This window comes from Rudaea sp. (assembly GCF_047601565.1).
Classification (GTDB): domain Bacteria; phylum Pseudomonadota; class Gammaproteobacteria; order Xanthomonadales; family Rhodanobacteraceae; genus Rudaea.
In genome coordinates, this window is record NZ_JASGIY010000001.1 from 2,118,611 (window position 1) to 2,141,381 (window position 22,771).

Below are 22,771 nucleotides of genomic sequence, written 5' to 3' on the forward strand. Positions count from 1 at the left end.
CATGATCCGCAGCATGACCGCCTTCGCCAGCGCCGATGCCGACACGCCGTGGGGCGCGCTCGGCTACGAATTGCGCTCGGTCAACAGCCGCTATCTCGAAGTCTCGCCGCGCCTGCCCGACGAACTGCGCGCGATCGAGCCGGCCGTGCGCGAGCGTATCGCCGCGAAGCTCACGCGCGGCAAGGTCGACGTGAGCCTGCGCCTGCACGCGAGCGGGGCCGCGGGCGAGATTCGGATCAACGAGCAAACGCTCGGCAGGCTCGAGACGGTCGCGCACGCGATGGCGCGGCGTTTCCCGCAGCTAGGCATCGAATTCACCCGCCTGCTCGACTGGCCCGGCGTGCTCGAGCGCGAGGAAGTCGATCTCGAAGGCCTGCGCGCTGCCGCGCTCGACCTGCTCGAGCGCGCGCTCGCCGACATGGTCGCCACGCGCCAGCGCGAGGGAGAGCGCCTCGGCGGCTTCTTGCGCGAGCGCCTCGACGGCATCGCGCGCATCGTCGCCGACGTGCGCGGCTGGCTGCCGGAAATCCGCAAGGCCTTGCGCGCGCGACTCGAAGCCAGACTCGCCGAAATCGCGCAATCCGCGGAGATGCCGCGCGCCGACAACGGGCGTCTCGAACAGGAACTTGTGTTGCAGCTTTCGCGCATCGACGTCGACGAGGAACTCGATCGTTTGACCGCGCACATCGCCGAAGCGCGCCGCATCCTCGGCTCGGCCGAACCCGCCGGCCGCCGCCTCGATTTCCTCATGCAGGAATTCAACCGCGAGGCCAACACGCTCGGCTCCAAGTCGGTCGACCAGCGCACCACGCAGGCGGCGATCGATCTCAAGGTCCTGATCGAGCAGATGCGCGAGCAAGTGCAGAATATAGAATAGGCCGATGCCGGGAACCCTCTACATCATCGCCGCACCCTCGGGCGGCGGCAAAACCAGCCTTACCCGCGCGCTGCTCGAGCGCGAGCCGAACATCGTGCTGTCGGTGTCCTACACCTCGCGCCTGCCGCGGCCCGGCGAAGCCGACGGCGTGCACTACCATTTCGTGTCGCGCGGCGTGTTCGAGGAAATGATCAAGCGCGGAGAGTTCTTCGAGCACGCGGTCGTGCACGGCGACCTGAAGGGCACGGCGCGCACCGCGGTCGAGCGCACGCTCGCCCAGGGCAAGGACGTGCTGCTCGAAATCGACTGGCAGGGCGCGCGCCAGGTGCGCGCGCAGATGCGCGATACGGTCAGCGTGTTCATCCTGCCGCCGTCGCGCGTGGAACTCGAGCGCCGCCTGCGCTCGCGCGCGCAGGATTCGGAGGCGACGATCCGTCGCCGCCTCGCCGATTCGCGCGAGGACATCGCGCATGCGGTCGAGTTCGACTACATCGTCGTCAACGACGATTTCGCGACCGCGCTGTCCGACCTGTGCTCGATCGTCACTGCGCGGCAATTGCGCGCGGTCGACCAGCGCGAGCGTTACGCGGTTCTGCTGGCGGATCTGCTGAAGCAGGATTGAGCGTTTTTCCGCCGTCGTTCCGGCGAAATCGGGCTGGGCATCCGTTCAGATGCCGCTCGCGCCGCATAAGGTATGCTTGACGAATGACCGAGACGGCGGCAAACAACGACGACATCCTGATACGCATCCGCGGCCTGTCGACCGTGCTCAACGGCAAGGCGATCTTCGACAAGGTCGATCTCGACATCCCGCGCGGCAGGATCACCGCCGTGATGGGGCCGAGCGGCACGGGCAAGACCACGCTGATGCGCCACATCACGGGCCAGCTCGCGCCCGACGCGGGCGACGTGTTCGTCGATGGGCAGAACGTCGTCAGGCTCGATCGCGCCGCGCTGTTCGCGCTGCGCGAGAAAATCGGCTACCTGTTCCAGAACTCGGCCCTGCTCACCGATTATTCGGTGTTCGAGAACGTCGCGTTTCCGCTGCGTCAGCATCTTGACCTTCCCGAAGTGGTACTGCGCAATCTCGTGCTGACCAAGTTGCAGGCGGTCGGCCTGCGCGGCGCGGCCGATCTGATGCCGCACGAACTGTCCGGCGGCATGATGCGGCGCGTGGCGCTCGCGCGCGCGATCGTGCGCGACCCGATGCTGATCATCTACGACGAGCCGTTCGTCGGCCTCGATCCGATCGCGCTCAATCAGATTCTCAAGCTGATCCGCGCCTTGAACGAGACGCTCGGCATCACCAGCATCCTCGTCGCGCACGAGCTTTCCGCGATCAGCCGGGTCGCCGACAGCATCTTCCTGATCGCCGGCGGCAAGATCGCCGCGCATGGCACGCCCGACGATCTGGCGAAAGGCGAGACGCCGTGGACGAAGCAGTTCTTCACCGGCGCGGCGGACGGCCCGGTGCCGTTCCAGTATCCGGCGCCGGACTACGCCGCGCAGTTGGGGTTGGCATGAGCGCCGTGCGCAAGCCTTCGTATCTGCTCGACGGCATCGCCCAGGTCGGCGCTTGCGGCCTGTTCCTGTTGCAGATTCTCAAGGCCATTCCCGGCAGCCTGCGCCACGTCAAGGAAACGATCCGGCAGATCTGGTTCGTCGGCGCGATGAGCCTGACCATCATCATGACCTGCGGCCTGTTCGTCGGCATGGTGCTCGGCCTGCAGCTCTACTACGTGCTGTCGATCTTCGGCGGCACCGCGGCGCTCGGCACGGTGGTGTCGTTGTCGCTGTACCGCGAACTCGGGCCGGTCGTCACCGCGCTGCTGTTCGCCGGCCGCGCCGGCACGTCGATCACGGCCGAGATCGGGCTGATGCGCGCGACCGACCAGATTTCGGCGATGGAGATGATGGCGGTCGACCCGCTCGCCTACGTCGTCGCGCCGCGCTTCATCGCGGGGCTGATCGCGATGCCGCTGCTCGCCTGCATATTCAATGCGCTCGGCATCTTCGGGGCGCATCTCGTCGGCGTGAGCTGGCTCGGCCTCGACAACGGCACGTTCTGGTCGAACATGACCTCGAGCGTGGACGTGTGGAAGGACGTGGTCAACGGCGTCTGGAAGAGCGTCGCGTTCGGCGCGGTGTGCACGCTGATCGCGACGTTCCAGGGCTACACGACCGCGCCGACGAGCGAAGGCGTGGCCTACGCGACGACGCGTACGGTAGTGTTTTCCTCGATCGCGACGCTCGCGCTCGATTTCGTGATGACGGCGTTTTTGATGTGAATCTTTCCTTCTCCCACCGGGAGAAGGTGGCGCGTAGCGCCGGATGAGGGAAGGGCGTTGCGATTGGCAGTTGCGTCGCATCGTGTTGCGCCTTTCCCTCATCCGCCTTCGGCACCTTCTCCCGGAGGGAGAAGGGAATCAAAAGAGAGAAGCAAATGGCACAACGACAATCCTTCCAGATCGGCACCGGGCTGTTCATCCTGCTCGGTTTCGCCGCGCTCGCCTACCTGGCCACGCAGACCACCTCGGTCGCGAACTTCAGCCAGGGCGAAAGCTACGACCTCAAGGCGCGCTTCACCAACGTCGGCCAGCTCAAGCTGCGCGCGCCGGTGAAGGTCGCCGGCGTGCGCGTCGGTTCGGTCGCGAGCGTCGTGCTCGAGCCGGACAAGCTCGACGCGCTCGTCACGCTGTCGATCGACAAGCGCTTCGACAAGATTCCCGACGATTCGGCCGCGGCGATATTCACCAGCGGTTTATTGGGCGACCAGTATGTTGCGTTGCAGCCCGGCGGCTCGCCCGACGCATTCAAGAACGGCGACGAAGTGGTGCTGACGCAGAGTTCGATGCAACTCGAGGAACTGATCGGCAAGTACCTCGTCGGCAGCGGCGACAAGGCCGGCGACGCGGCGAAACCCGCGGCGAAACCCTAACGCAAGAATGAAAGGTGGATCGTGGCATCCGCAGACGCTTTCAAAAAGGTGAATCTCATGCGCATCCTTTATTCCCTGCTCTGTGCCCTCGCGCTCGCGACGGCGGCGCCCGCGTTCGCGGACACGCCCGCGCCCAACCAGGTCGTGCAGAGCCTCGTCGACGAACTCGGCAAGACGATGGACGCGCGCCGCGCCGAACTCGCCAAGGACCGCGAAGGCCTGATTCAGGTGATCGACCGGATCGTGCTGCCGCATTTCGACATCGACTACGCCTCGATCCTCGTGCTCGGCCAGAACGCGCGCACGGCGACGCCCGAGCAGCGCTCGCGCTTCGCCAAGGCGATGTACAACTCGATCACGCACCGCTACGCCGAGGGCCTGCTCAAGTACACGGAAGGGCGAGTGCGCGTGCTGCCGCAGCAGGGCGAGCTCAACGACAAGCGCACGCTCGTGCGCACCCAGGTCGTGCTCGACGACGGCAAGCTCGTGCCGGTCGATTACGCGTTCCGCAAGACCGCGCAGGGCGACTGGAAGGCCTACGACGTCATCATCGAGGGCATTTCCTACGTGACCAACTACCGCAACCAGGTCGCCGAGGAAATCCAGAAGTCCAGCCTCGACGCGTTGACCACGCGCCTGGAGACGCAGGGCGCCAAGGCGCTCGAGTCGATGGATTCCGAAGGCACGGTGAAGTGAGGATCAGCTTCGACAACGCCGCCGCCGCGCTGCGCGCCGCGCCGCAGGCGCACAGCGTGGACCTGTCGAAACTCGTCGATGCGGACAGCGCCGCGCTGGCCGTCCTGATCGCCTGGGCCGCGCGCGCGCATGCGCGCGGCACGAACCTGCGCTACCTCAACGCGCCGCAGGCGTTGCGCAACCTCGCGCGTCTGTCCGACGTCGACGGCCTGCTCGGTCTTTGAGCGCGGACTGCGCGGCGATCCGTGCGATGCGAACCCGCTTCACACGAATGGAGCCGGAATGTCGATTTCACGAAGTGCGAAGCCCATGTAAGTCGCGTCCTGATAGGCCTCCGACTCTTTCAAACAGGCATACGCCAGCTTGATCGTATGCTCGTTGCCGGTCGCGATGGCGGCATCCTTTTGGATGCGTGGCCAATCCGCTTTTCTGTCCGGTACGGGATGATGGGGAGCATCCAACAGTGCGGAGGAGGTCTTGAATGAGTAAAAAGGAGACTTCTCCTTCCTCTGATTGTTGGTCGGAACTCAATCATGGCACTCGATGCTTGATGTGCAGATTTTGTGCATATACAATAAAGATATGGACCACGACCCTGCCAAGCGACGAAAGAACCTGCGTAAGCACAGGGTGGATTTGCCGCGCTGCATGGAAGCCTTTGATTACCCGATGCTAACGGCGGAAGATGACCGCGAATACGGCGGTGAACAACGCTTTGTGAGCATTGGGTTGGCGCAGGGCAAAGTTGTGGTTTTGGTATGGACTGACCGTGAGGATGGCCCAAGACTGATTTCTTGTAGAAAGGCTGAACCCTATGAACGTGAAGCGTACTACCTCGCATACCCGCCGGGCTGATGTGCCCTACGACACACAAGACAGAACCGCGACGCTGAAATTCTGGAAGCGGGCGACCAAGCACACAGGCGTGCAGGAACTGCGCGCGAAACGCGGCAGACCCACAAAAGCTATCGAGGAGCGCAAAGAGCAAATCGCTTTGCGAGTAGACCGCGACGTACTGGAATGGTATCGCGCGCAGGGCAGCAAATGGCAAACGCGCATGAATGCTGTTCTGAAAGCCTACCGAGACGCGACGGTTTAACAGCCGAGCCTAACGCCTGAATTAAGCGGCCGCTGCCGCGAGGACTAACAGTCGCTTGAAGTAACCGGCGCGAACCCGCGCAGCGGGTGAGCGTCCGGTTGACTGAATAGTTATACCGTTGCGATACCTATCGTTGTTTCGCAGCAGCTACATATTGCTGCAGAATAAACGACCAACCGTACTCCGACGCCATCTCGTCGCGATATTGCACCGCGCCCTCGCCATGCTTTGCAAAGTCGCTGTGCTCGACCGTAACGATGGTTTGCCCTGCACTGCGCTCCGCGAGCCGTACCGTTACGAGACTGGCGTTGTTTGGATTTGGTTGCGGAATACTCTTGGGGCCAACTTGCCAAGTGAACACGAGCTTGGCCGGAGCAGCCCACTCGATGATGCGACCCCAATCGCAGCGAAAGCCGTGAGGGCCACGCTCGTAGCACCATTGACCTTGCCCGTTGCCAAGTACGATTGTGTCGAGCACCTCGCGAGAATAGGAATAGTCGCGCGGCCACCAACGCCCAAACTGCGTAGTGAAAAGTTCGAAGGCATCATTGAGCGACAACGGCACCGTGACTTCGCTTATGACGCTTTCAATGGCCTCGGACATCCCACGTGCTCCTGGCTGTTGCAGCGGCCTAACGCCGAAGCTAACCCGCGCCGTGAAACGGCGTCGGGTTGAGCGCCTTGTTAGAGGGCACTTGCGAGAAACCATGAACCACACCGCTCAAAAATCGAGTTGCTCCACGCCAATGCGCAGCGCCTCGGCTACACGCGCCACCGTCGCCTTGCGCGGGCGTGCAGCGGCTTCGGTTTGCGCGTATGCGGCCTGCGACACGCCAAGACGCGCCGCCACATCGGCTTGCGTCAGGCCCAAGTATTCGCGCCACGCCTTCATCGGGCTGGCCCCGTCCACCGTGGCGCTGACCACATCATGCGGAATCAAGCCCTCTTCATGGGCGAAGCGGCGCAGAAAATCGGCATACGGCAACACCACGAACGCGGGCGCGCCGTCCGGCCCCTTGATGGTCTGGATGTCAGTAAGTGCGTTCATCACGTTTGCCTACCTCCTCAATGCGAACCAGCTTGATCGTGCCCTCGAAATCGAACAGCACCCGGTAATTCCCCACCCGCAGCCGGTAGCCGATGGCGTGATTCACCAGCGCCTTGACACCGCTGCACTGCGGGAAGTTCGGGAGCTTTTCCTGCACCGCGTCGCGGATGTCCACTTGCGCCGCCTGCGGCAGCTTGCGCAGTTGCTTGGCGGCTTTGGGTGTCCATTCGATGCGGTTCATGGGGTGAATTATAAGTATTCGATAAGGATTGTCAAGTGTTGCATTTCTGATGAATTGACACCCGCCGCGATGGGGCGTAGGGTGCGCGGCAAGGAGTTTCAAAGCTCCGAGAGCAGCGGCATCCGCGCCCGTCAGCATCGCGGATTTTTTGTGCCCGGCTTTTGCTATGGCCGGGAGGGCGACGGATACAACACCCCGCAAGGGGGAAGAAGTCCACCCGACTGCTTTCGGGCTTTGAACCTCCCGTCCACCCGGCGGAGGCGTGTCAAGGCTTCTCCGCTGGGGCTTCCAACCTCAAGCAGGAGTCGCCACATGACCAGCACTGTTACGAACTTCAGTTGACATGAATTCCTCAATTGCGGCCTAACGCCCGAGTTAAGCCGCGTTGCGAAGCAACGTCGGCTTGAATGAATTGAACCGCCCCGGGAACGTCGGAGGCTGGTTGGTGTGAGTCAAGCCGCCATCGGCATCTCACGGTGTTGCTGTTGCTGATGATATATCGCTTCGGCTTCCGCCGGCGGTCGGTGTCCGATCGAGGAGAGTAGGCGGTGGTGGTTGAACCAGTTCACCCACGCCAGCGTCGCCATTTCCACGGCTTCCAGGTTCGGCCAGGATCGGCGGTGGATGACCTCGGCCTTGTACAGCCCGTTGATCGTCTCGGCCAGCGCGTTGTCGTAGGAGTCGCCCACGCTGCCGACCGACGGTTCGATGCCGGCCAGCGCCAGCCGCTCGGTGTAGCGGATCGACACGTACTGCACGCCGCGGTCGGAGTGGTGGATCAGGGCTTGCTGCACCGGCCGGCGGTCGTGCAGCGCCTGCTCCAGCGCGTCGAGCACGAAGTCCGTGCGCGCCGATCGCGACACCTTCCAGCCGACGATGCGACGAGCGAACACGTCGATCACGAAGGCCACGTAGACGAAGCCAGCCCAGGTCGAGACGTAGGTGAAGTCGCTGACCCACAGCGCATTGGGACGGTCGGCCTGGAACTGCCGGTTGACGCGATCCAATGGGCACGGCGTGGCCTTGTCGCTGACCGTGGTCTTTACCGGCTTGCCGCGGATCACGCCTTGCAGGCCCAGCTTGCGCATCAGCCGTTCGACCGTGCAGCGCGCCACGCGCACGCCCTCACGCAGTAATTGCCGCCATACCTTGCGCGCGCCGTACACCTGCAGGTTCTCGGCGAACACGCGCCGGATCGCTTGGCACAAGTCCTCGTCCCGGCGCGCCCGCGCCGAACGTCGATCCGGATGGCGACGTTCCCGCGCGTGGCGGCGGTACGTCGACGGAGCGATCGGCAGCACGCGGCAGATCGGCTCGACTCCATGGATGGCTCGGTGATCGTCGATGAACGCGATCATGGCTTGAACCGGCGGTCGAGCTCCGCCTGGGCAAAATACGCCGACGCCTTGCGCAAGATCTCGTTCGCTTGGCGCAGTTCGCGAATCTCTCGCTCCTGCGCCTTGAGCCGATCACGCTCGGACGTACTCAACCCCTCGCGCCGGCCTTCATCGACCTGCGCCTGCCGCACCCAGCGCCGCAACGTCTCCGACGTGCAGCCCAGCTTGCCGGCCACCGAGGCGATCGTCGCCCATTCCGAGCCGTATTCGGCTTGGTGCTCGCGCACCATCCGCACCGCTCGCTCTCTCACTTCCGCAGAATACTTCGAGTTTGTCATTGCTCCATCCTCTCAAGAGTGGGAGCCTCCGACATACCCGGGGCGGTTCAGAATTGTTAGGCTGCTCGCACGAGAGCTGCGGTAGCCTTGCGAACAACCGGCAATACCAGCAGCAACACTGGGAATGCAATGAGCCACGAGACACCCCATGCTCCCAGCCATTTTGATATGAGCTGCGGTGACATGCCAATGCTCTTGAGCGTGCTAATGAGCGAAACGATGCACGTCATGAAGATGGACAGCAACAACGGCATAACCAACGTGCCATAGCGCGCAGGAAGTTTAGGGATGCCGAAAAGGGTTGTGGATTTGTTTGAAGCGTTCATGAGGATCTCCTGGATCCGGTCAAGCAAAGGCGCCTTCCGCTCAGGCAATGAGCAGACAGCCCCGGCAATGGCCGGAGATGATGGCGCGTTGATTGACGTTGAACGCTTACGGTCGGCTGCGTAAGTCGCAGCGACGGGCATCATGATAAGGCGTGCGGATGAGTACGACAAGAGCAGCCTAACGCCTGAGTTAAGCCGTGCCGCGAAGCTGCATCGGCTTGAATGAATAGTTAGGCCGCTGTGCTGCGTTTAGATGCCGCCGGTTACGAGATTGGCGCCAGAACCGAACGGCCATAGGCGACGAATACCATGAGAAGGCCCAGCACGCCGCTCATGATGATTGGTGTGACCTCGCGGTACTTGACGTGTACGCCGATGAACACGAGACTCTCGACTGCCAAAATTATGGCTGCAAAGATTGTCAGCGCTGGCCACCAGTGAAGTGCAGCGGGGACGATGAGCCCGACTGTGCACACAAGCTCCAAGATACCCAAGACAAACCACGCTTTACGTGGCAACGCGCCAAAGGACGGGACATCATGGCTTACCTTGTCGAACATGAAGGTTTTCATGACACCAGACGATCCATAGAGAAACGCGGCGAGAACTTGTAAAACCCACAACAGTATGTCCATTGCGTGCTCCAAGATCGCAAAGGCGATGATTGCGGCCTAACACCTGAGTTAAGCCGCCACGCGCAGTGGTGGCGGACGCGTGCTAGCGTAGCGCAGGCACGCGGACGATGCCACGAAGCGGGGTCGGCTTGAACGAATAGTTAGGCCCCACTTGCGATGAGATAAATGCCGTTGCTGCCTATTTGATGCCACCAGACACTGCGAACTTAATGTCGCTTGCGCCTGCAACGCCGTTCTTGAGGCCGGGGTACTCGAGCCATTTCATAGCGATGTTGAGTTCGTGAATCACGCTCTCGGCTTCGATGGCTATTCCATCAATTTGCATTGACACGGCCGAATGTGCATCCTTTACGAGTGTAAGATCATATCCGCGATCTAGTGCTCCGTACGCAGTGGCTCTAATGCACCAGTTTGTTTCTACGCCAGCGAGTACAATGTGGGTGACGCCAAGATTGGCAAGTTCGGAATCGAGAGGGGTTTGCTCGAACGCAGAGTTGTACTTCTTATGTATTAACAACTCACCTTCTGCCGGCACAAGCTCTGGAACCCACTGCCATTGGACTGAACCCTCGGGAAGTTCTTGATTCGAGTGTTGAACCCAGATTACTGGTACTGCCTCGGATCGTGCACGTTCGACAGCGAGTGAGACGTTCTTGATGATTCGCTGTGCCTCCCAGACTTCCTTCATGATGCCAACTTGCACGTCTACGACAACCATGACGGACATATTGCCTTCGCGCACTGTTGCCATTGAGTTTTTCCCTCCGATTAGATTGATACGGGATCTTTGAGATGCATTTTCGTGCGGCCTAACGCCTGAATTAAGCCGCGCCGCGAAGCGGCGTCGGCTTGAATGAATTGTTAGGCCAGCCACTGGCTACGAGGTCTTTATAGTCATGGCTGCCATTTATAAGCCAATTTCTGCGGCTCGCTCTTTAAGCTCCTCATTTGTCATGTCCGTATGATGGGTGGCAAAGAACCAAGAATGTCCAAAAGGGTCTTCGAGTTCTGTCATCAGGTCGCCATGAAACTGCTCTTCGACCGGGCGAATTACCTTAGCGCCTGCTGCTACAGCTTGATTGAAGAACGACCTCACGTCCTGAACATATACGAAAAGATTTATCGGTGTGCCGCCGATCGTTTTTGGGCTCTTGAAGTTGTACTCTGGATATTCATCTCGCATCATAAATTTGGCACCCTCGATAGCTATATCTGCATGGGCGATAAGTCCACCGCTGCGCTCAATCACGTTTAGAATATTTGCGCCAAAGGCTTTTTTATAGAAGTCCAGGGCCGCTGCTGCGTCATGGACATTCAGGTATGGGATTACGGCATCGGTCATCGACTTGGTCATTTAAGGCCTAACGCCTGAGTTAAGCGGCGGCTGCCGCTGGGAACCACAGTCTAGCGCAACCGACCCGCAGCCGTCCGCTTGAACGAATTGTTAGGCACGATTTGCACAGGCAAGCTAGTTGGCGGACTTGTCTTTGAGGGCCTGTAGATCTTTGATAACTACGTTGGCAGCCGCGCGAACGTCAGACGACTGATCTAACAGTAGTGCCTTGATGTTTGGCATGGCCTCAACCGCGCCCAGTTGATCGAGCGATTGAACCGCGTTTGTTCTGACCCATTCGCTTGGACTTTTCAGTGCTTCGACAAGCGCTGGAATAGCTGACCTATCACCAAGTTCGCCCAACGCTGCTGCGGCGTTATAGCGCTGCCACTCTGTGGTTCCGGTCTTGAGGCGTTCTATGTAGGTGGCCACGGAAATGCCAGGCTCGGCGAATATATTTTCACCTTTGCAACAGCACCACGCTGCTCCCACATACAGCATGGCTATGACAAAAAGAAGGTGCGATGTAGTTTTGCGCATCAGATCGTGCCTAACGCTTGAGTTAAGCGGCGGCTGCCGCTGTGAACAACATACTACTGCAACCGACCCGCAGCCGTCCGCTTGGACGAATAGTTAGGCTGCGGTTGGAGAAATGATAGTGCCGGCCAGCAGCAGCAAGCCGATAACCACCGCAAGCGCATACATCCACGGAACAGGATTGCCGGAACTAAACCCTAAACCAACAGCTAACCACGCAGCGAGCAGGACCCCGAGAACAAGGCCGCAAGCAACCAGCCAGCAAAGTACTGGCGATTGGCGCAGCCTTGAGCTACCTGAAAGTACCCGAACCCATGCCGCCGCAATACCAGCGATACCGCAACATGCGATAACAAAAAATGGAAATTCGTTCTTCAAGTCCATAATGCCACCAACGAACCCAGCAAAAAGGACAGGAGACAACAACAACGTAAGCGGAATGCCAACAACAATGAAAGAGAGCCGCACTCGCGGGCGATCAATGAATTTGGCCACTGTTTCGAGCATGGAAAGCAGCCTAACGTTCGACATGAGCGGCGCCCGACAGCACGCCGCGCGGAACAGACAATGACGATGCGGTGTAGCGCGGCGTGCTGTCGGGCGTCCGCTCGATGGAGGGGTTAGCCGACATGAGCGCGAAGAGTAGCCTGACCTCTTGAAGAGTGGCGCCACCACGCTCGAGGGTTTGCTCGGTCCCCGGCTCGCGCCGGAACCCCGCTGCTTCATAGAAGCGGAGGCCTCGTGCATTGCGGGAAAGGACCCACAGGCTTACCTCCGTGTAACCCGCATGAAGAAGCTGAACCCGCGCGGTTTCCCAGAGAGCCCAGCCCGCGCCCGTAGACCAAGCCTCAGGCGCCACATAGAGCGCCCAGACCTCGCCGCGGCCGCGAGGGGAATCCGGGTCGCGGCACGGCCCAAAGGAGACGAAGCCAACCACTGCGCCACCTCGGCGAGCCACGAAGGTGCGTGATCCAGCCGTAGCGAGGATGCGTTGCCAACCCGCGGCGCGCTCACCGACTGACAGCGAGGCCAAATACTCAGGAGGAAAGAGCCCCGAGTACGCGGCCTGCCATGATGAGACGTGGACCTCCGCGATCGCGGATGCGTCTTCGACCTGCGCCAGCGTCACTTGCATGTTGGCTAACGCCAAAACTCAGCCGCGGCCTTGACGCCGCGAAGCGGCGGCAAGGACGTCGGCTGGAGTGCCTTGTTGGGCGGCTCGACGCTCATTGCGCTCCACCCAAACTGCGCACGACAGGAAAGAAAACCGCTACAGCGCAAAGGCCGGCAAGAACTGCACCTTTTACTGTGAGTTCGACCCAAGGGAATGGCAAAGAGCCATCGGGGTTGCTCCAACCGCCCGGAGCATCGTCGTCTGCCGTGATGAGGTGGCCGAAGAAAGCCCACGCAGAAAAGCCAATGACAGTGAAGATATAGGGAACCTGCCAGAGCAGCGAAAACAGTACCGCAGTGCCCGCGACAATGGCGAGCAACTGAACGTAGTGCTTGGCTGCTTCGCTTTTCATGACGCCCAACTACAAATAGACCCCATATCCGGGGCGTTGCGCGGAATCTTCAGCCCGCTCGGGACTTGCGTCAAGCAAATTTCCTACGCAACTGCAAGCGGTTACCGGATATCTGCCATGACGATCCGCGCTCAAGCTGGTGCGCAATCGATGCGAAACGGGGGCGTAATGGATTATCCGGTCGGAAACGGGGGCGTAACGGATGCACCGGCTACGCCGCGGGCACCGCGCTTGTTGGATGAAGTTCGACGCACGTTGCGTGTCAAACACTACAGTTTGCGCACGGAACAAGCGTATGTGGCATGGGTCAGGCGGTTCATACTTGCCAATGGAAAGCGGCATCCGCGCGAGCTGGGGCCGGCCGAGGTCGAGGCGTTCCTGAGCGGTCTTGCGACCCAAGGCAACGTCGCCGCGGCGACGCAGAACCAGGCGCTTTCGGCATTGTTGTATCTGTACCGCGAGGTGCTCGGGACCGAGTTGCCCTGGCTCGATCGGGTGGTGCGGGCGAAGCGTCCGCGGCGCGTGCCGACGGTGCTGGCGCGCGAGGAGGCGGCGCGTCTGCTCGCGGCGATGGAGGGGCGGCCGTGGCTGATCGGCAGTCTGCTCTACGGCACCGGCCTGCGCTTGATGGAGGGCTTGCGCCTGCGCGTGAAGGATGTCGATTTCGCGCGCAACGAGATCGTCGTGCGCGACGGCAAGGGAGGCAAGGATCGCCGCACCATGTTGCCGCGTTCGCTGGTCGAGCCGTTGCAGCGCGAGGTCGAGCGCGTGCGCGTGCTGCACGCGCAGGATCGCGTGGCGGGGGCGGATGGCGTCTGGCTGCCGCATGCGCTGGCGCGCAAATATCCGCGCGCGAAGTTCGAGCTGGGCTGGTGCTGGCTGTTCCCGGCGGCGAAGCTGTCGCGCGATCCGCGCGGTGGCGCGGTGCGGCGGCATCATCTCGACGATGCGGTGTTTGCCCGTGCGCTGAAAACGGCTTGCGCGAGGGCCGGCATCGTCAAGCCGGTCAGCGCGCATACGCTGCGGCATTCGTTCGCCACGCATCTGATCGAGGCGGGCTACGACATCCGCACCGTGCAGGAACTGCTCGGCCACAAGGACGTGGCGACGACGCAGGTCTACACCCACGTGCTCAATCGCGGCGGACTCGGCGTGCGCAGCCCGCTGGATTGAGCGCAATGCGTGCGAGTCAGCGCGGCGCGAGGATCGCGCCGAGCCGGTCGACCGTGCCGGGAATGCGTTCGAGGTGCGGATACTTCGCGCCGTCGCGGTAGTCGACCTTGAACGTGCGATAGACCTCGCCGTTCTTGACCAGCAGTTCGATCGGCGCGTTGTTGGCCTTGGCTTCCTTGAGCGCGTCGGCGAGCCGCTTGGGCTTGTATTCGGTGCCGTTGACGGCGAGCAGCGTGCCGCCCGGCGAAATGCCGGCCTTGAACGCGGGGCCGTTCCAGACCACGTCGGTGATGTGGCTGCCTTCGCTGCCGAGCATCAGGCCGATCGAGGCGGTGAAGTCGTTCGATTTGCGCGCGGTCTCGGCGTTCTTTTGGTAGTCGCTCGGTTTGTCGGTGTAGACGAGTTTCCAACCCGCCGCGGCAAGGCCGTCGAGCGGCGGCGCATCGGCGTCGAGGCGGTCGCGCAGGAACTTGTGCCAGTCGTTCGGTGCGATCGCGTTGAGCGTGGCGACGAGATCGTCGAACATGTACGTCTTCACGCCCCAGTCGCCGTTGTCGACGCCGAAGAAGGCGGCGGCGAAATCGTCGAGCGACTTCTTCTCGTGCGTAAGCTCGCGCAGCTTCGCATCGACCGCGAGCCAGACCAGCGAGCCGGCGCTGTAGTACTCCTCGCTCATCTGGTAGTTGCGGTACGGCAGCGGGCGGCGCTGGGCGATGACCGGGTCGTTGGTCGTGTCCTGCACGTTGCGCCAGGAGAAGCCGGGGCGGTTGTCGGCGTAGCTGGCGACGACGAGCGCGAGCGCGTCGCGCGCCTGTTCGGGCGTGCGTAGCCCCGAGCGCGCGGCGAGCACGTTGCCCCAGTACTGCGTCTGGCCTTCGTAGACCCAGAGTTCGTCGTTGCCGAGCGGCACGTTGTAGTTCGGCGCGGCCTGCGCGGCGTCGCGGCGGAACTTGCCGTTCCACGAATGCGTGTACTCGTGCGCGAGCAGGTCGCGGTGCGAGGCGTTCTTGTTCCATTCGGTGAAGTATTCGGCCGGCACGCCGTCCTCGCTGGAGCGGTGATGCTCGGTGCCGTTGCCCGACATGCGGTTCGACAGCGAGAACAGGAAGTCGTAGTGGTCGTAATGCTCGGAGGCGTAGAGCTTCTTCGCCTGCGCGACGAGCGCCTGGTGCAGCTTCAACTGCTCGGGCGCGATCTCGAGGTATTCCGGCGCATCGGCGACGATGTCCATGTGCACGGGCACTTTCGCGCCGGGCGCGAGATCGACGCGCTTGAAATACTTGCCGGCGTAGATCGGCGAGTCGAGCAGCGTGTCGACGTCGACCTGCTTGAAGCGCGTCGTGCCCTCCGCATCGGCGGCCTTGTCGACGTCGAGCGCGGAGCCGAACTGCCAGCCCTGCGGCAGCGTCACGCTCGGTTCGATCTTCACCTGCGTTGCGAAGTGCCCGGCCGGGTACAGCGCGACCGCATACCACTGCAGGTTGAGCATCTCCGGCGTCATCACGACGCGACCCTGGCCGCTGTCGACGGCGGAGAGGAAATCGAAATCGATCGTGATCGAAGTCGTGCCGGCGGGAACATCCATGTGGAACGCATACATGTTCACCGCGTCGCGCGTCCATGCGAGCGGCTTGCCGTCGGCGCCGATCTTCAATCCCGCGAGCTTGTCGATCGGCCCGGCGGGCGAATGCGCGGCCGGTAGCCATTGCGGATAGAGCAGGGTCAGCGGGCCGGCCTGCACCGGGATTTCCTCGTGCGCGCGGAAGATGCGGTGATCGAGGTCGGTGGCATCGACATGCAGTTTCAGCGTGCCGGAATAGGGCGTGTCGGCCGGCGCGGGAATCGGCGGATCGGAAACCGCCGTGGCGTGGGCTGCGGTGGACAGGGTGAGGACGAGGGCGGGGACGAGACGCACGGTGGATTCCTTCGATCGCGAATCGCGCAGCATAACAAGCCTGCGCCATGCGTCCGCTGGGCCGAAAGTCATGCTCGGCTGCTCGTCTTTTGCTCGTCATTCCGGTTTTCGCCGGAATGACGGAGTGGGTCGGTCGTTCGCTTACGCGATGATCGTTACCGCATCGCCCACGCGCACCACGCCGCGCCCGCGCGGAATCAAGTTCTGCCCGAAGGTCACGCCTTTTTCGCCGCGGCGGTAGCCGGTCAACGTGCGCAACGGCTCGCCGGACGGATCGCGCTCGCCGCGCTCGAAGTCGACCGTGGTGAACACGCAGCGCACGCAGGGTTTGACCACGTCGAATTCGACGTCGCCGACGCGGATGCGCTTCCAGCCGTCCTCGGCGTGCGGCTCGGTGCCGGCGACGACGAGGTTGGGGCGGAAGCGCAGCATCGGCACGGACGCGGCGAGTTTCGAGTTGAGCAGGTCGAGCGCGGCCTGGGAGATGAGCAGCAGCGGAAAGCCGTCGGCGAGGCTGACCTTGTCGCCGGCGCGCGCGTACTTCGCGTCGACCGCGCGCACGCATTCGGCGTCCATGTGCACGAGGCGCACGGGCAAGCCGAGGAAGGTGCTCAGCCACGCATTCGTGGCTTCGTCGGCCAGCAGCGGCGACACCGGGCTGCCCCAGACCGCCGTTGCGACGCGCTCGCCGCGCGCGTCGGGCACGGCGACGCGCAGACCGGACTTGCCCGGCGCGTCGAGATGCAGCGAGCCGTCCGCGTTCGGCAGCGCGCGGATCAGCGTGAGGCGCGCGTACTCGCGGCCGGTGAGGAACCTGCCGTCGGCGTCGACGATCATCCAGCGCCGGTCGCGCGCCAGCCCGCGCGATTCGACCGTCGCGGACTTCAACGCCAGTGGCGCGCCGGATTTGAGCGGATAGATGTGGATCGAGGCGAGCGTGAAGGCCATGCGCGAAAGGATACGGTAACGGCATTGCCGATGGCAGTTCTTCCCTTTCCGCGCCGGAAGAGGGAAGAAAAAGCGTCGTGCGTGTTACCCTTTGCCGCCCGCCGACTCGATATATACGCCTTGGCAGAACAACACGACAAAACCGCCGTCGGGCAGGTTCCGCCGACCGGCGTGATCCGCGGCGAATGGTCCGCGCTGGTCCTTGCCTTCATTTATTTCTTCCTCGTGCTCGCCGCGTACTACGTGCTGCGGCCGGTGCGCGAGCAACTCGCCGCGGCGGTCGGCTCGCAGGCGTTGCCGGCGTCCTACCTGGCGACTTTCCTCACGACGCTGGTGTTGACGCCGGTCTACGGCTGGCTGGTCGCGCGCTTTCCGCGCAAGATCTTCGTGCCGGTCGTGTACCTGTTCTTCATCGCCAACCTCATTGCCTTCATCCCCGCGTTCGAGTCGCAGGGCACGTTGAACCCGCATATGCTGAATACGGTGTTCTTCGTCTGGATGAGCGTATTCAACCTGTTCGTGGTGGCGGTGTTCTGGAGTTTCATCGCCGACGTTTTCAGCGTGGACCAGGCGCATCGGCTGTTCAGCATGATCGCGTTCGGCGGCACGCTCGGCGCGATCGCGGGGCCGTTGCTGACGAAGTGGCTGGTGCCCGTGATCGGCATCGCCGCGTTGCTCGGCCTCTCGGCCGCCCTGCTCGGCGGCGCGCTGGCGTGCATCCTCGCACTGGTCGCGTGGTCGCGGCGGCATCCGGTGGCGCAGGACGCGGCGCGCAACGAAGAGGTGATCGGCGGCGGCTTCTGGACCGGCGCGAAGCAGGTGTTCGCCTCGCCGTTCCTGTTCCGCCTCGCCGTGCTGATGATGCTCGGCGACGGCGTCGGCACGTTGATCTACAACCTGCAGACCGACATCGGCCACAAGTTCTTTCCGGACGGCGTGGCGCGCACCGATTTCTACGCGAGCGTCGATCTGGCGACGAACGTGCTCGTGGCGGTGCTGCAGATCGTCGTCACGCGCATCGTGCTGACCCGCTTCGGGCCGGTGGTGGGCATCGTCGGCACGGAAATCGTCAAGGCGCTGACGTTGGTCACGCTGGCGCTGCTCGGTTACCCGCTGGCGGCGGCGGGCGCGCTGATCGTCACGCGCGGCGGCGCCTACGGCGTGGAAAAACCCGCGACCGACAGCCTCTACACGCGCGTCGATCGCGAGACGCGCTACAAGGCCAAGGGCTTCATCGACACGGCGGTATGGAGGCTCGGCGACGTGCTCGTGGTCAGCGCGATCCAGTTGCTGCGCGACTGGTTCCACGCGAACAATTCCGCGCTCGCGCTGATTTCGGCGTCGGCCGCATTGTGCGCGGCATGGATCGCCTGGCGCCTCAAGACCACGCCGGAACTCGCGCACCGGAGCGGAGCGCATCGTTGAGCGCGACGCGCGGCCGCGCGCCGTTCACCGGCTCGAAAGCCGGGACAGGATCGCCCTGGCCGCTCTGGAAAGGTGGTCGATGAACGCCTTCTGCACCGGCGATGCGCGTTCTCCATCCTTGCGCTGGACCAGCGACAGGTTGACGTCCAGCGGCGGTTCGAGCGGGCGGACCTGCACGGCCTCGTCGCTCGCGCCGCAGGCGGTGAACGGATCGATCATGGCCAGCCCGTGCCCGTTCGCGACCAGCGAGCGCGCCAACTGGTAGGTCTGTACCCAGATGCCGATGTCGGGCGGCGGATCGAGATATTGCGTGTAGGCTTGCAGGCTGCGGCCGAGGCCGTCGCGCACCGCGATGCCGATCAGCGGCGCGCCCGACAGCGCGGTGAGCGGGATCGGTTTGCCCAGGTTCTTCTCCGGCCACCATCCGCGCGGCGCGATCGCGACCATGTGACCGGTCGCAAGCGGCCTCTGCTCGATGCCGGGATGGAAGATGTCCTGCAGGGTCAGGCCGAGATCGCTCTCGCGCAGCAGGATCGAATCGATCATCTCGCGCGAATGCTGCGTGGACAGCTCGATGCGCACGTCGGGAAAGGAACGGCGCAGCGAGCTGATCGCGTCGGGCAGCAGATGGCTGGCCAGCGTCGGAATGCTGACCACCCGCAACGAGCGGTGGCGCGGCTGGCGCATGCCGTCGGTCAGCCGTTGCAGGTCGCGCAGGTCGTCGGAAATCTTGCCGACGCGCTCGCGCAGTTGATGTCCTTCCGCGGTCAGTTGCAGGCGGCCGCCGACGCGCGTGAACAGGGCGAAGCCCAGTTGCATCTCGGCATGCTGCAGCAGTTTGCTCGCCGCCGGCTGCGAGACGTTGAGCAGGCGCGCGGCGCCGGTCAGCGTCCCCGCCCGCAGGATCGCCTGGAAGACTTCGATGTGGCGCAGGCGCATGCGATGGATTCCGGTGGGCCTGGTGGAATTCTGCACCGAATCGCCGCCGAAGTGTTCCGCTCCGCGTCATGCGGGCGCCGTCATTTCAGCAGATTGACGAATGCGGTGATCACCACGGCGTTGGTGAAATCGATGAAGAAAGCGCCGACCAGCGGCACCACGAGGAAGGCGCGCGGGGCCGCGCCGTAACGTTCCACGAGCGTGCGCATCACCGCCATCGCGTTGGCGGTGATGCCGAGGATGAAGCCGACGAAGCCGCCGCTCATCACCGCGGCGTCGTAGTCGCGCCCCATCAGGCCGAACACGAGCCAGCACGATGGCACGGCCACCGCCACCTGCGCCGCGAGCAGGACCAGCAGCGGCAGCGCCAGGCCGGACAGCTCCCACAGCTTGAGGTTCATGAGCGCCACCGCGAGAAACAGCGACAGCGCCACGTTGCCGAGCGTTTCGAGCGTGCGCAGCGGCAGTCGCAGCCAGCCGGTGGCGTCGTCGAGGTTGCGCATGGCCGCGCCGACCAGCATCGCGCCGATGTACGCCGGCAGGGTGATGCCGAGCCGCTCGAATCCGACGCCGATCCAGCCGCCCACCCACATCGCCACGAGGATCAGCCCGAGCGTCTTGAGCAGGGTGTGCGCTGGCGCATTGCCGTCGTCGCCGGGAAGCACGCCGATGTCGTCGCCGGAATCGGCATCGCCGGCGCCGCTGCCCGGCCCCGGCCCGTGCAGGCCGCGCCGGCCGATCACCCAGGTCGCCGCCGGGCCCCCGACCAGCCCTGCGGCGACGATGCCGGCCATCGCCGCCGCCATCGCCACGCTCTGCGCGCCGCGCACGCCGGCCTGTTCGAACAACGGCGCGAATGCGAGGCCGGTGGCCGGCCCGCCGGCCAGCGTGGGCGAACCTGCGAGCACGCCGAACAGCGGATGCAGGCCGAACGCCGTCGCCACCGCCATGCCGATCAGGTTCTGCAGGATGGCGAATGCCGTCGCCAGCCCCAGCATCAGCGCCACCTGTCGGCCGCTGACTCGCAACAGCGCCACGCTCGCGTTGAAGCCGATCGTGGTGAAGAAGGCGATCATCAACGGCGATTGCACGCTCGCGTCGAAACGGAACAGCTCGGTGCCGCGTCCGTGCCCGGCCAGCGCGCACAGGGCCACGATCAGGCCGCCGACCACGGCCTCGGGAATGTTGTAGCGCGCCAGCAGCGGCAGGTGGCGGCAGGCGAGGTGGCCGACGAACAGGCTCACCGCGCCCATCGCCAATGTCTGCACGGCATCGAATTGCAGCATCGGGTCAGGCCGTCCCGTTCCGGTTTGCCGCGATGGCGGACTTGCCGTCGCCCCAGAAACCGGTGCGCGGCGGCGACAGCATGCCGTCGCGGATCCGCACGCCGTCGGCATGGTCCTCGCGCAGCCACCAGGGCCCGTCGAGGTCGACGAAATCGGCGTGGCGGGCCACGTGCAGCGCCGGCGCGATGGCGAGCGAGGAAGCCACCATGCAGCCGACCATCACGCCGAGCCCGCGTCCGCGCGCGGCGCGCAGCAGGCGCAGCGCCTCGCTCAATCCGCCGGTCTTGTCGAGTTTGATGTTGACGACCTGATAACGGCCCGCGACCGCGTCGAGGTCGGCGCTGGTGTGGCAGGACTCGTCGGCGCAGAGCGGGCACTCGCCGTGGAAGCCGGCGAGGCCGTCGTCCGCGCCCGCCGGCAGCGGCTGTTCGATCAGCGCCACGCGGGTCTCGCGCAGCACCGGCTGGATCGTGCGCAGCAGGTCGAGGTTCCAGCTTTCGTTCGGATCGACGATCAGGCGCGCACCCGGCGCGGCGGCGCGCACGGCGCGGATGCGCGCATCGGGCGCATCCGCGTCGACCTTGATCTTGATCAGGGGCGCGGCGGCGACCGCACGCGCGGCCTCGCCCATGCGTTCGGCCGTGTCGAGGCTGATCGTGACCGCGCTGACCATCGGCGCCAGTGCGCTCTCGCCGCGCCGCGTGTGCACGGGAATGCCCGAAGACCGCGCTTCGAGGTCCCACAGGGCGCAATCCAGCGCATTGCGCGCGGCGCCGGCGGGCAGCAGTGCGTCGAGCGCGCTGCGCGACAGGCCGGCGTCGGTCGCCGGGCCGGCCCGTTGCAACTGTTCGAGCACCGACGCGACGCTTTCGCCATAGCGCGCATAGGGCACGGCTTCGCCGCGGCCGTACGCGCCGTCGCGGCGAATCTCCACCTGCACCACGTCGGCGGCGGTCTTGACCCCGCGCGAAATCCGGAACGGCCGTTCCAGCGGCCAGCTCGCCGCGCGGAAGTTCAGTTCGGCAGGCATTGCAGCAGGCGGTCGACGATGCGGCCGACGCCGTCGGCCACGGGGTCCTGGCAGGGCAGGCCGAGTTCGGCCTCGATGGCGGCGCGCACGCGCGCGGCGTCGCCGGGCGGCAGGTTGGAGCCGTTGATCGCCACGCCGACTGCGACCACGTTCGGGCTGGTCAGGCGCGCGGCGTCGAGGTTCTTCTCGAGGCAGCGCGCCAGTTCGGGCACCGGATAATGCGGCAGGCCGCGCATGTGCGCTCGTCCGGGTTCGTGGCACAGCACGAGCGCATCGGGTTTCGCGCCGTGCAGCAGGCCGAGCGAAACGCCGGCGTAGGAAGGGTGGAACAGGGAACCCTGTCCTTCGATCAGGTCCCAACCGCCGTCGTCGCGGCCCGGCGCCAGCCACTCCACGCCGCCGGAGATGAAGTCGGCGATCACCGCGTCGAGCGGGATGCCGCGTCCGGCGATGAAGATGCCGGTCTGGCCGGTCGCGCGGAAATCGGCGGCCACGCCGCGCGCGCGCAATTCCTTCTCGATCGCCAGCGTGGCGTACATCTTGCCGACCGAACAATCGGTGCCGACCGTGAGCAGGCGCCGGCCCGGGCGCGGCAGCCCCTTGCCGACCGGCGTGGCCGGCGGTTCGCGCGCGTCGAACAGCGTGCGGCCGCAGGCTTTCGCCGTTTCGACGATGCGCGGGTGCGAAGTCAGGCGTTGGTGCAGGCCCGAAGCCACGTTCAGGCCCGCACGCAGCGCTTGGACGACGTGCGCGACGGTTTCCTCGTCCATCACGCCGCCGGCGTTGGCGACGCCGACGATCAGGGTGTTGGCGCCGGCGGCCACGGCCTGCTCGAACGTCATGTCCGGGATGCCGATCGTGGTACGGCATTCGCTGCCGCGGAACTGGCCGATGCACCATTGCGGCCGCCAGTGGGCGAGACCGCGCGCGGTCTTGGCCGCGAGGTGGTCGGGCGCGTTGCCGATGTAGAGCAGGTAGGGCGGCCCCCAGCCCTGTCCGGTGGCGGCGGACGGGGTTCCTTGCGGCGTGGCCATGTTTCGTCGTTCCCTCTTGCTGTCGAACACGTTGGCGGATGCTCGACGGCTCCGGCAGCACCGCGTGCTGCCGGACAAATACACCTCAGC

General features: G+C 64.2%; 30 protein-coding genes and 1 other annotated feature. Of the genes, 11 read left to right on the forward strand and 19 right to left on the reverse strand.

Translation table 11 applies throughout. From position 1 onward, the window contains the following. Position 1 precedes the first annotated feature (1 nt). The 7 genes from QM741_RS09205 (at position 2) to QM741_RS09235 (ending at position 4,735) form a co-directional block, all read left to right on the forward strand. On the forward strand, positions 2 to 877 hold the full coding sequence (locus QM741_RS09205; RefSeq protein ID WP_415207415.1) for a YicC/YloC family endoribonuclease: 876 nt from the start codon (positions 2 to 4) through the stop codon (positions 875 to 877). Positions 878 to 881: 4 nt separating this feature from the next. After that, complete coding sequence (gmk, locus tag QM741_RS09210) at positions 882 to 1,499, forward strand: guanylate kinase (RefSeq protein ID WP_415207416.1); 618 nt, start codon at positions 882 to 884, stop codon at positions 1,497 to 1,499. 83 nt (positions 1,500 to 1,582) lie between these two features. Then, positions 1,583 to 2,401, forward strand: a complete 819-nt coding sequence (locus tag QM741_RS09215) for an ABC transporter ATP-binding protein (RefSeq protein ID WP_415207417.1) — start codon at positions 1,583 to 1,585, stop codon at positions 2,399 to 2,401. Further along, positions 2,398 to 3,165, forward strand: a complete 768-nt coding sequence (mlaE, locus tag QM741_RS09220; protein ID WP_415207418.1) for a lipid asymmetry maintenance ABC transporter permease subunit MlaE — start codon at positions 2,398 to 2,400, stop codon at positions 3,163 to 3,165. Before QM741_RS09215 ends, mlaE begins: the two co-directional genes overlap by 4 nt. A 155-nt stretch (positions 3,166 to 3,320) precedes the next feature. Next, positions 3,321 to 3,815: an outer membrane lipid asymmetry maintenance protein MlaD gene (gene mlaD / locus QM741_RS09225; protein ID WP_415207419.1), complete on the forward strand. Its 495-nt coding sequence runs from the start codon at positions 3,321 to 3,323 to the stop codon at positions 3,813 to 3,815. 57 nt (positions 3,816 to 3,872) lie between these two features. Beyond that, positions 3,873 to 4,511, forward strand: a complete 639-nt coding sequence (locus QM741_RS09230) for an MlaC/ttg2D family ABC transporter substrate-binding protein (protein WP_415207420.1) — start codon at positions 3,873 to 3,875, stop codon at positions 4,509 to 4,511. Then, positions 4,508 to 4,735 carry an STAS domain-containing protein gene (locus tag QM741_RS09235; protein WP_415207421.1) on the forward strand — a complete coding sequence of 76 codons (228 nt, stop codon included), beginning with the start codon at positions 4,508 to 4,510 and terminating at the stop codon, positions 4,733 to 4,735. The genes QM741_RS09230 and QM741_RS09235 overlap by 4 nt, the downstream gene beginning before the upstream one ends. A gap of 39 nt (positions 4,736 to 4,774) precedes the next feature. On the opposite strand, the gene QM741_RS09240 is transcribed toward QM741_RS09235, so the two are convergent. Continuing rightward, positions 4,775 to 4,972, reverse strand: coding sequence for a hypothetical protein (locus tag QM741_RS09240; protein ID WP_415207422.1), 198 nt, complete (start codon positions 4,970 to 4,972; stop codon positions 4,775 to 4,777). 121 nt (positions 4,973 to 5,093) lie between these two features. Here QM741_RS09240 and QM741_RS09245 point away from each other — a divergent pair, with 121 nt between their 5' ends. Next, positions 5,094 to 5,366, forward strand: a complete 273-nt coding sequence (locus QM741_RS09245; RefSeq protein WP_415207423.1) for a BrnT family toxin — start codon at positions 5,094 to 5,096, stop codon at positions 5,364 to 5,366. After that, the gene (locus QM741_RS09250; protein ID WP_415207424.1) at positions 5,326 to 5,610 is read left to right on the forward strand and encodes a BrnA antitoxin family protein; all 285 of its coding nucleotides are present in this window, start codon (positions 5,326 to 5,328) and stop codon (positions 5,608 to 5,610) included. Before QM741_RS09245 ends, QM741_RS09250 begins: the two co-directional genes overlap by 41 nt. Positions 5,611 to 5,737: 127 nt before the next feature. Here the strand turns inward: QM741_RS09250 and QM741_RS09255 are convergent, their stop codons facing one another. From QM741_RS09255 to QM741_RS09310, 12 genes are all read right to left on the reverse strand, one after another. Next, complete coding sequence (locus QM741_RS09255; protein WP_415207425.1) at positions 5,738 to 6,214, reverse strand: SRPBCC family protein; 477 nt, start codon at positions 6,212 to 6,214, stop codon at positions 5,738 to 5,740. Positions 6,215 to 6,331: 117 nt separating this feature from the next. Further along, positions 6,332 to 6,658 (reverse strand): helix-turn-helix domain-containing protein, encoded by a 327-nt coding sequence (locus QM741_RS09260; RefSeq protein WP_415207426.1) that lies wholly within the window; start codon positions 6,656 to 6,658, stop codon positions 6,332 to 6,334. After that, on the reverse strand, positions 6,642 to 6,899 hold the full coding sequence (locus QM741_RS09265; protein WP_415207427.1) for a type II toxin-antitoxin system RelE family toxin: 258 nt from the start codon (positions 6,897 to 6,899) through the stop codon (positions 6,642 to 6,644). The genes QM741_RS09260 and QM741_RS09265 overlap by 17 nt, the downstream gene beginning before the upstream one ends. Before the next feature lie 452 nt (positions 6,900 to 7,351). Continuing rightward, positions 7,352 to 8,574, reverse strand: a protein-coding gene (locus QM741_RS09270; RefSeq protein ID WP_415207428.1) for an IS3 family transposase whose coding sequence is annotated in 2 segments (ribosomal slippage) — positions 7,352 to 8,289 and positions 8,289 to 8,574 — 1,224 coding nt in all. Because the reading frame shifts where the segments join, the coding sequence is not laid out codon by codon here. Then, positions 8,183 to 8,299, reverse strand: a sequence feature (AL1L pseudoknot). Its footprint overlaps the gene before it by 117 nt. Positions 8,575 to 8,630: 56 nt before the next feature. Continuing rightward, positions 8,631 to 8,900 (reverse strand): DUF2798 domain-containing protein, encoded by a 270-nt coding sequence (locus tag QM741_RS09275; RefSeq protein WP_415207429.1) that lies wholly within the window; start codon positions 8,898 to 8,900, stop codon positions 8,631 to 8,633. 263 nt (positions 8,901 to 9,163) lie between these two features. Next, on the reverse strand, positions 9,164 to 9,535 hold the full coding sequence (locus QM741_RS09280) for a DoxX family protein (protein WP_415207430.1): 372 nt from the start codon (positions 9,533 to 9,535) through the stop codon (positions 9,164 to 9,166). Between the two features lie 178 nt (positions 9,536 to 9,713). Beyond that, the gene (locus QM741_RS09285; RefSeq protein WP_415207431.1) at positions 9,714 to 10,286 is read right to left on the reverse strand and encodes a cysteine hydrolase family protein; all 573 of its coding nucleotides are present in this window, start codon (positions 10,284 to 10,286) and stop codon (positions 9,714 to 9,716) included. Between the two features lie 156 nt (positions 10,287 to 10,442). Beyond that, the gene (locus QM741_RS09290) at positions 10,443 to 10,889 is read right to left on the reverse strand and encodes a VOC family protein (RefSeq protein WP_415207432.1); all 447 of its coding nucleotides are present in this window, start codon (positions 10,887 to 10,889) and stop codon (positions 10,443 to 10,445) included. Between the two features lie 114 nt (positions 10,890 to 11,003). Continuing rightward, positions 11,004 to 11,408: a HEAT repeat domain-containing protein gene (locus QM741_RS09295; RefSeq protein WP_415207433.1), complete on the reverse strand. Its 405-nt coding sequence runs from the start codon at positions 11,406 to 11,408 to the stop codon at positions 11,004 to 11,006. 93 nt (positions 11,409 to 11,501) lie between these two features. Then, positions 11,502 to 11,912 (reverse strand): hypothetical protein, encoded by a 411-nt coding sequence (locus QM741_RS09300; protein ID WP_415207434.1) that lies wholly within the window; start codon positions 11,910 to 11,912, stop codon positions 11,502 to 11,504. Positions 11,913 to 11,922: 10 nt separating this feature from the next. Continuing rightward, positions 11,923 to 12,540, reverse strand: a complete 618-nt coding sequence (locus QM741_RS09305; RefSeq protein WP_415207435.1) for a GNAT family N-acetyltransferase — start codon at positions 12,538 to 12,540, stop codon at positions 11,923 to 11,925. A gap of 91 nt (positions 12,541 to 12,631) precedes the next feature. Beyond that, positions 12,632 to 12,931 carry a hypothetical protein gene (locus tag QM741_RS09310; protein WP_415209163.1) on the reverse strand — a complete coding sequence of 100 codons (300 nt, stop codon included), beginning with the start codon at positions 12,929 to 12,931 and terminating at the stop codon, positions 12,632 to 12,634. 168 nt (positions 12,932 to 13,099) lie between these two features. Here QM741_RS09310 and QM741_RS09315 point away from each other — a divergent pair, with 168 nt between their 5' ends. Beyond that, entirely contained in the window at positions 13,100 to 14,104 is a 1,005-nt protein-coding gene (locus QM741_RS09315; protein ID WP_415209099.1) for an integron integrase, read from the forward strand. Between the two features lie 16 nt (positions 14,105 to 14,120). On the opposite strand, the gene QM741_RS09320 is transcribed toward QM741_RS09315, so the two are convergent. Then, a complete protein-coding gene (locus QM741_RS09320; RefSeq protein WP_415209100.1) occupies positions 14,121 to 16,052 on the reverse strand; it encodes a M61 family metallopeptidase in 1,932 nt (643 codons plus the stop codon). 108 nt (positions 16,053 to 16,160) lie between these two features. Further along, complete coding sequence (locus QM741_RS09325; RefSeq protein WP_415207436.1) at positions 16,161 to 16,967, reverse strand: MOSC domain-containing protein; 807 nt, start codon at positions 16,965 to 16,967, stop codon at positions 16,161 to 16,163. A gap of 120 nt (positions 16,968 to 17,087) precedes the next feature. Between QM741_RS09325 and QM741_RS09330 the strand changes: the two genes are divergently transcribed. Continuing rightward, a complete protein-coding gene (locus QM741_RS09330; protein ID WP_415207437.1) occupies positions 17,088 to 18,392 on the forward strand; it encodes an NTP/NDP exchange transporter in 1,305 nt (434 codons plus the stop codon). A gap of 24 nt (positions 18,393 to 18,416) precedes the next feature. On the opposite strand, the gene QM741_RS09335 is transcribed toward QM741_RS09330, so the two are convergent. The 4 genes from QM741_RS09335 to dgcN form a co-directional block, all read right to left on the reverse strand. Beyond that, on the reverse strand, positions 18,417 to 19,331 hold the full coding sequence (locus QM741_RS09335) for a LysR family transcriptional regulator (RefSeq protein WP_415207438.1): 915 nt from the start codon (positions 19,329 to 19,331) through the stop codon (positions 18,417 to 18,419). Between the two features lie 80 nt (positions 19,332 to 19,411). Continuing rightward, a complete protein-coding gene (gltS, locus tag QM741_RS09340) occupies positions 19,412 to 20,617 on the reverse strand; it encodes a sodium/glutamate symporter (RefSeq protein WP_415207439.1) in 1,206 nt (401 codons plus the stop codon). 4 nt (positions 20,618 to 20,621) lie between these two features. Further along, positions 20,622 to 21,647: an N-acetyl-D-Glu racemase DgcA gene (gene dgcA / locus QM741_RS09345; RefSeq protein ID WP_415207440.1), complete on the reverse strand. Its 1,026-nt coding sequence runs from the start codon at positions 21,645 to 21,647 to the stop codon at positions 20,622 to 20,624. Continuing rightward, positions 21,632 to 22,681, reverse strand: coding sequence for an N-acetyltransferase DgcN (dgcN, locus tag QM741_RS09350; protein WP_415207441.1), 1,050 nt, complete (start codon positions 22,679 to 22,681; stop codon positions 21,632 to 21,634). Before dgcN ends, dgcA begins: the two co-directional genes overlap by 16 nt. Between the last annotated feature and the right edge of the window lie 90 nt (positions 22,682 to 22,771).

Coding starts and splice junctions, on each gene's coding strand:
- QM741_RS09205 (WP_415207415.1), top strand. CDS start 2: ATGATCCGCAGCATGACCGCCTTCGCCAGCGCCGATGCCGACACGCCG.
- gmk (WP_415207416.1), top strand. CDS start 882: ATGCCGGGAACCCTCTACATCATCGCCGCACCCTCGGGCGGCGGCAAA.
- QM741_RS09215 (WP_415207417.1), top strand. CDS start 1,583: ATGACCGAGACGGCGGCAAACAACGACGACATCCTGATACGCATCCGC.
- mlaE (WP_415207418.1), top strand. CDS start 2,398: ATGAGCGCCGTGCGCAAGCCTTCGTATCTGCTCGACGGCATCGCCCAG.
- mlaD (WP_415207419.1), top strand. CDS start 3,321: ATGGCACAACGACAATCCTTCCAGATCGGCACCGGGCTGTTCATCCTG.
- QM741_RS09230 (WP_415207420.1), top strand. CDS start 3,873: ATGCGCATCCTTTATTCCCTGCTCTGTGCCCTCGCGCTCGCGACGGCG.
- QM741_RS09245 (WP_415207423.1), top strand. CDS start 5,094: ATGGACCACGACCCTGCCAAGCGACGAAAGAACCTGCGTAAGCACAGG.
- QM741_RS09250 (WP_415207424.1), top strand. CDS start 5,326: ATGAACGTGAAGCGTACTACCTCGCATACCCGCCGGGCTGATGTGCCC.
- QM741_RS09255 (WP_415207425.1), bottom strand. CDS start 6,214: ATGTCCGAGGCCATTGAAAGCGTCATAAGCGAAGTCACGGTGCCGTTG.
- QM741_RS09260 (WP_415207426.1), bottom strand. CDS start 6,658: ATGAACGCACTTACTGACATCCAGACCATCAAGGGGCCGGACGGCGCG.
- QM741_RS09265 (WP_415207427.1), bottom strand. CDS start 6,899: ATGAACCGCATCGAATGGACACCCAAAGCCGCCAAGCAACTGCGCAAG.
- QM741_RS09275 (WP_415207429.1), bottom strand. CDS start 8,900: ATGAACGCTTCAAACAAATCCACAACCCTTTTCGGCATCCCTAAACTT.
- QM741_RS09280 (WP_415207430.1), bottom strand. CDS start 9,535: ATGGACATACTGTTGTGGGTTTTACAAGTTCTCGCCGCGTTTCTCTAT.
- QM741_RS09285 (WP_415207431.1), bottom strand. CDS start 10,286: ATGGCAACAGTGCGCGAAGGCAATATGTCCGTCATGGTTGTCGTAGAC.
- QM741_RS09290 (WP_415207432.1), bottom strand. CDS start 10,889: ATGACCAAGTCGATGACCGATGCCGTAATCCCATACCTGAATGTCCAT.
- QM741_RS09295 (WP_415207433.1), bottom strand. CDS start 11,408: ATGCGCAAAACTACATCGCACCTTCTTTTTGTCATAGCCATGCTGTAT.
- QM741_RS09300 (WP_415207434.1), bottom strand. CDS start 11,912: ATGCTCGAAACAGTGGCCAAATTCATTGATCGCCCGCGAGTGCGGCTC.
- QM741_RS09305 (WP_415207435.1), bottom strand. CDS start 12,540: ATGCAAGTGACGCTGGCGCAGGTCGAAGACGCATCCGCGATCGCGGAG.
- QM741_RS09310 (WP_415209163.1), bottom strand. CDS start 12,931: ATGAAAAGCGAAGCAGCCAAGCACTACGTTCAGTTGCTCGCCATTGTC.
- QM741_RS09315 (WP_415209099.1), top strand. CDS start 13,100: ATGGATTATCCGGTCGGAAACGGGGGCGTAACGGATGCACCGGCTACG.
- QM741_RS09320 (WP_415209100.1), bottom strand. CDS start 16,052: ATGCTGCGCGATTCGCGATCGAAGGAATCCACCGTGCGTCTCGTCCCC.
- QM741_RS09325 (WP_415207436.1), bottom strand. CDS start 16,967: ATGGCCTTCACGCTCGCCTCGATCCACATCTATCCGCTCAAATCCGGC.
- QM741_RS09335 (WP_415207438.1), bottom strand. CDS start 19,331: ATGCGCCTGCGCCACATCGAAGTCTTCCAGGCGATCCTGCGGGCGGGG.
- gltS (WP_415207439.1), bottom strand. CDS start 20,617: ATGCTGCAATTCGATGCCGTGCAGACATTGGCGATGGGCGCGGTGAGC.
- dgcA (WP_415207440.1), bottom strand. CDS start 21,647: ATGCCTGCCGAACTGAACTTCCGCGCGGCGAGCTGGCCGCTGGAACGG.
- dgcN (WP_415207441.1), bottom strand. CDS start 22,681: ATGGCCACGCCGCAAGGAACCCCGTCCGCCGCCACCGGACAGGGCTGG.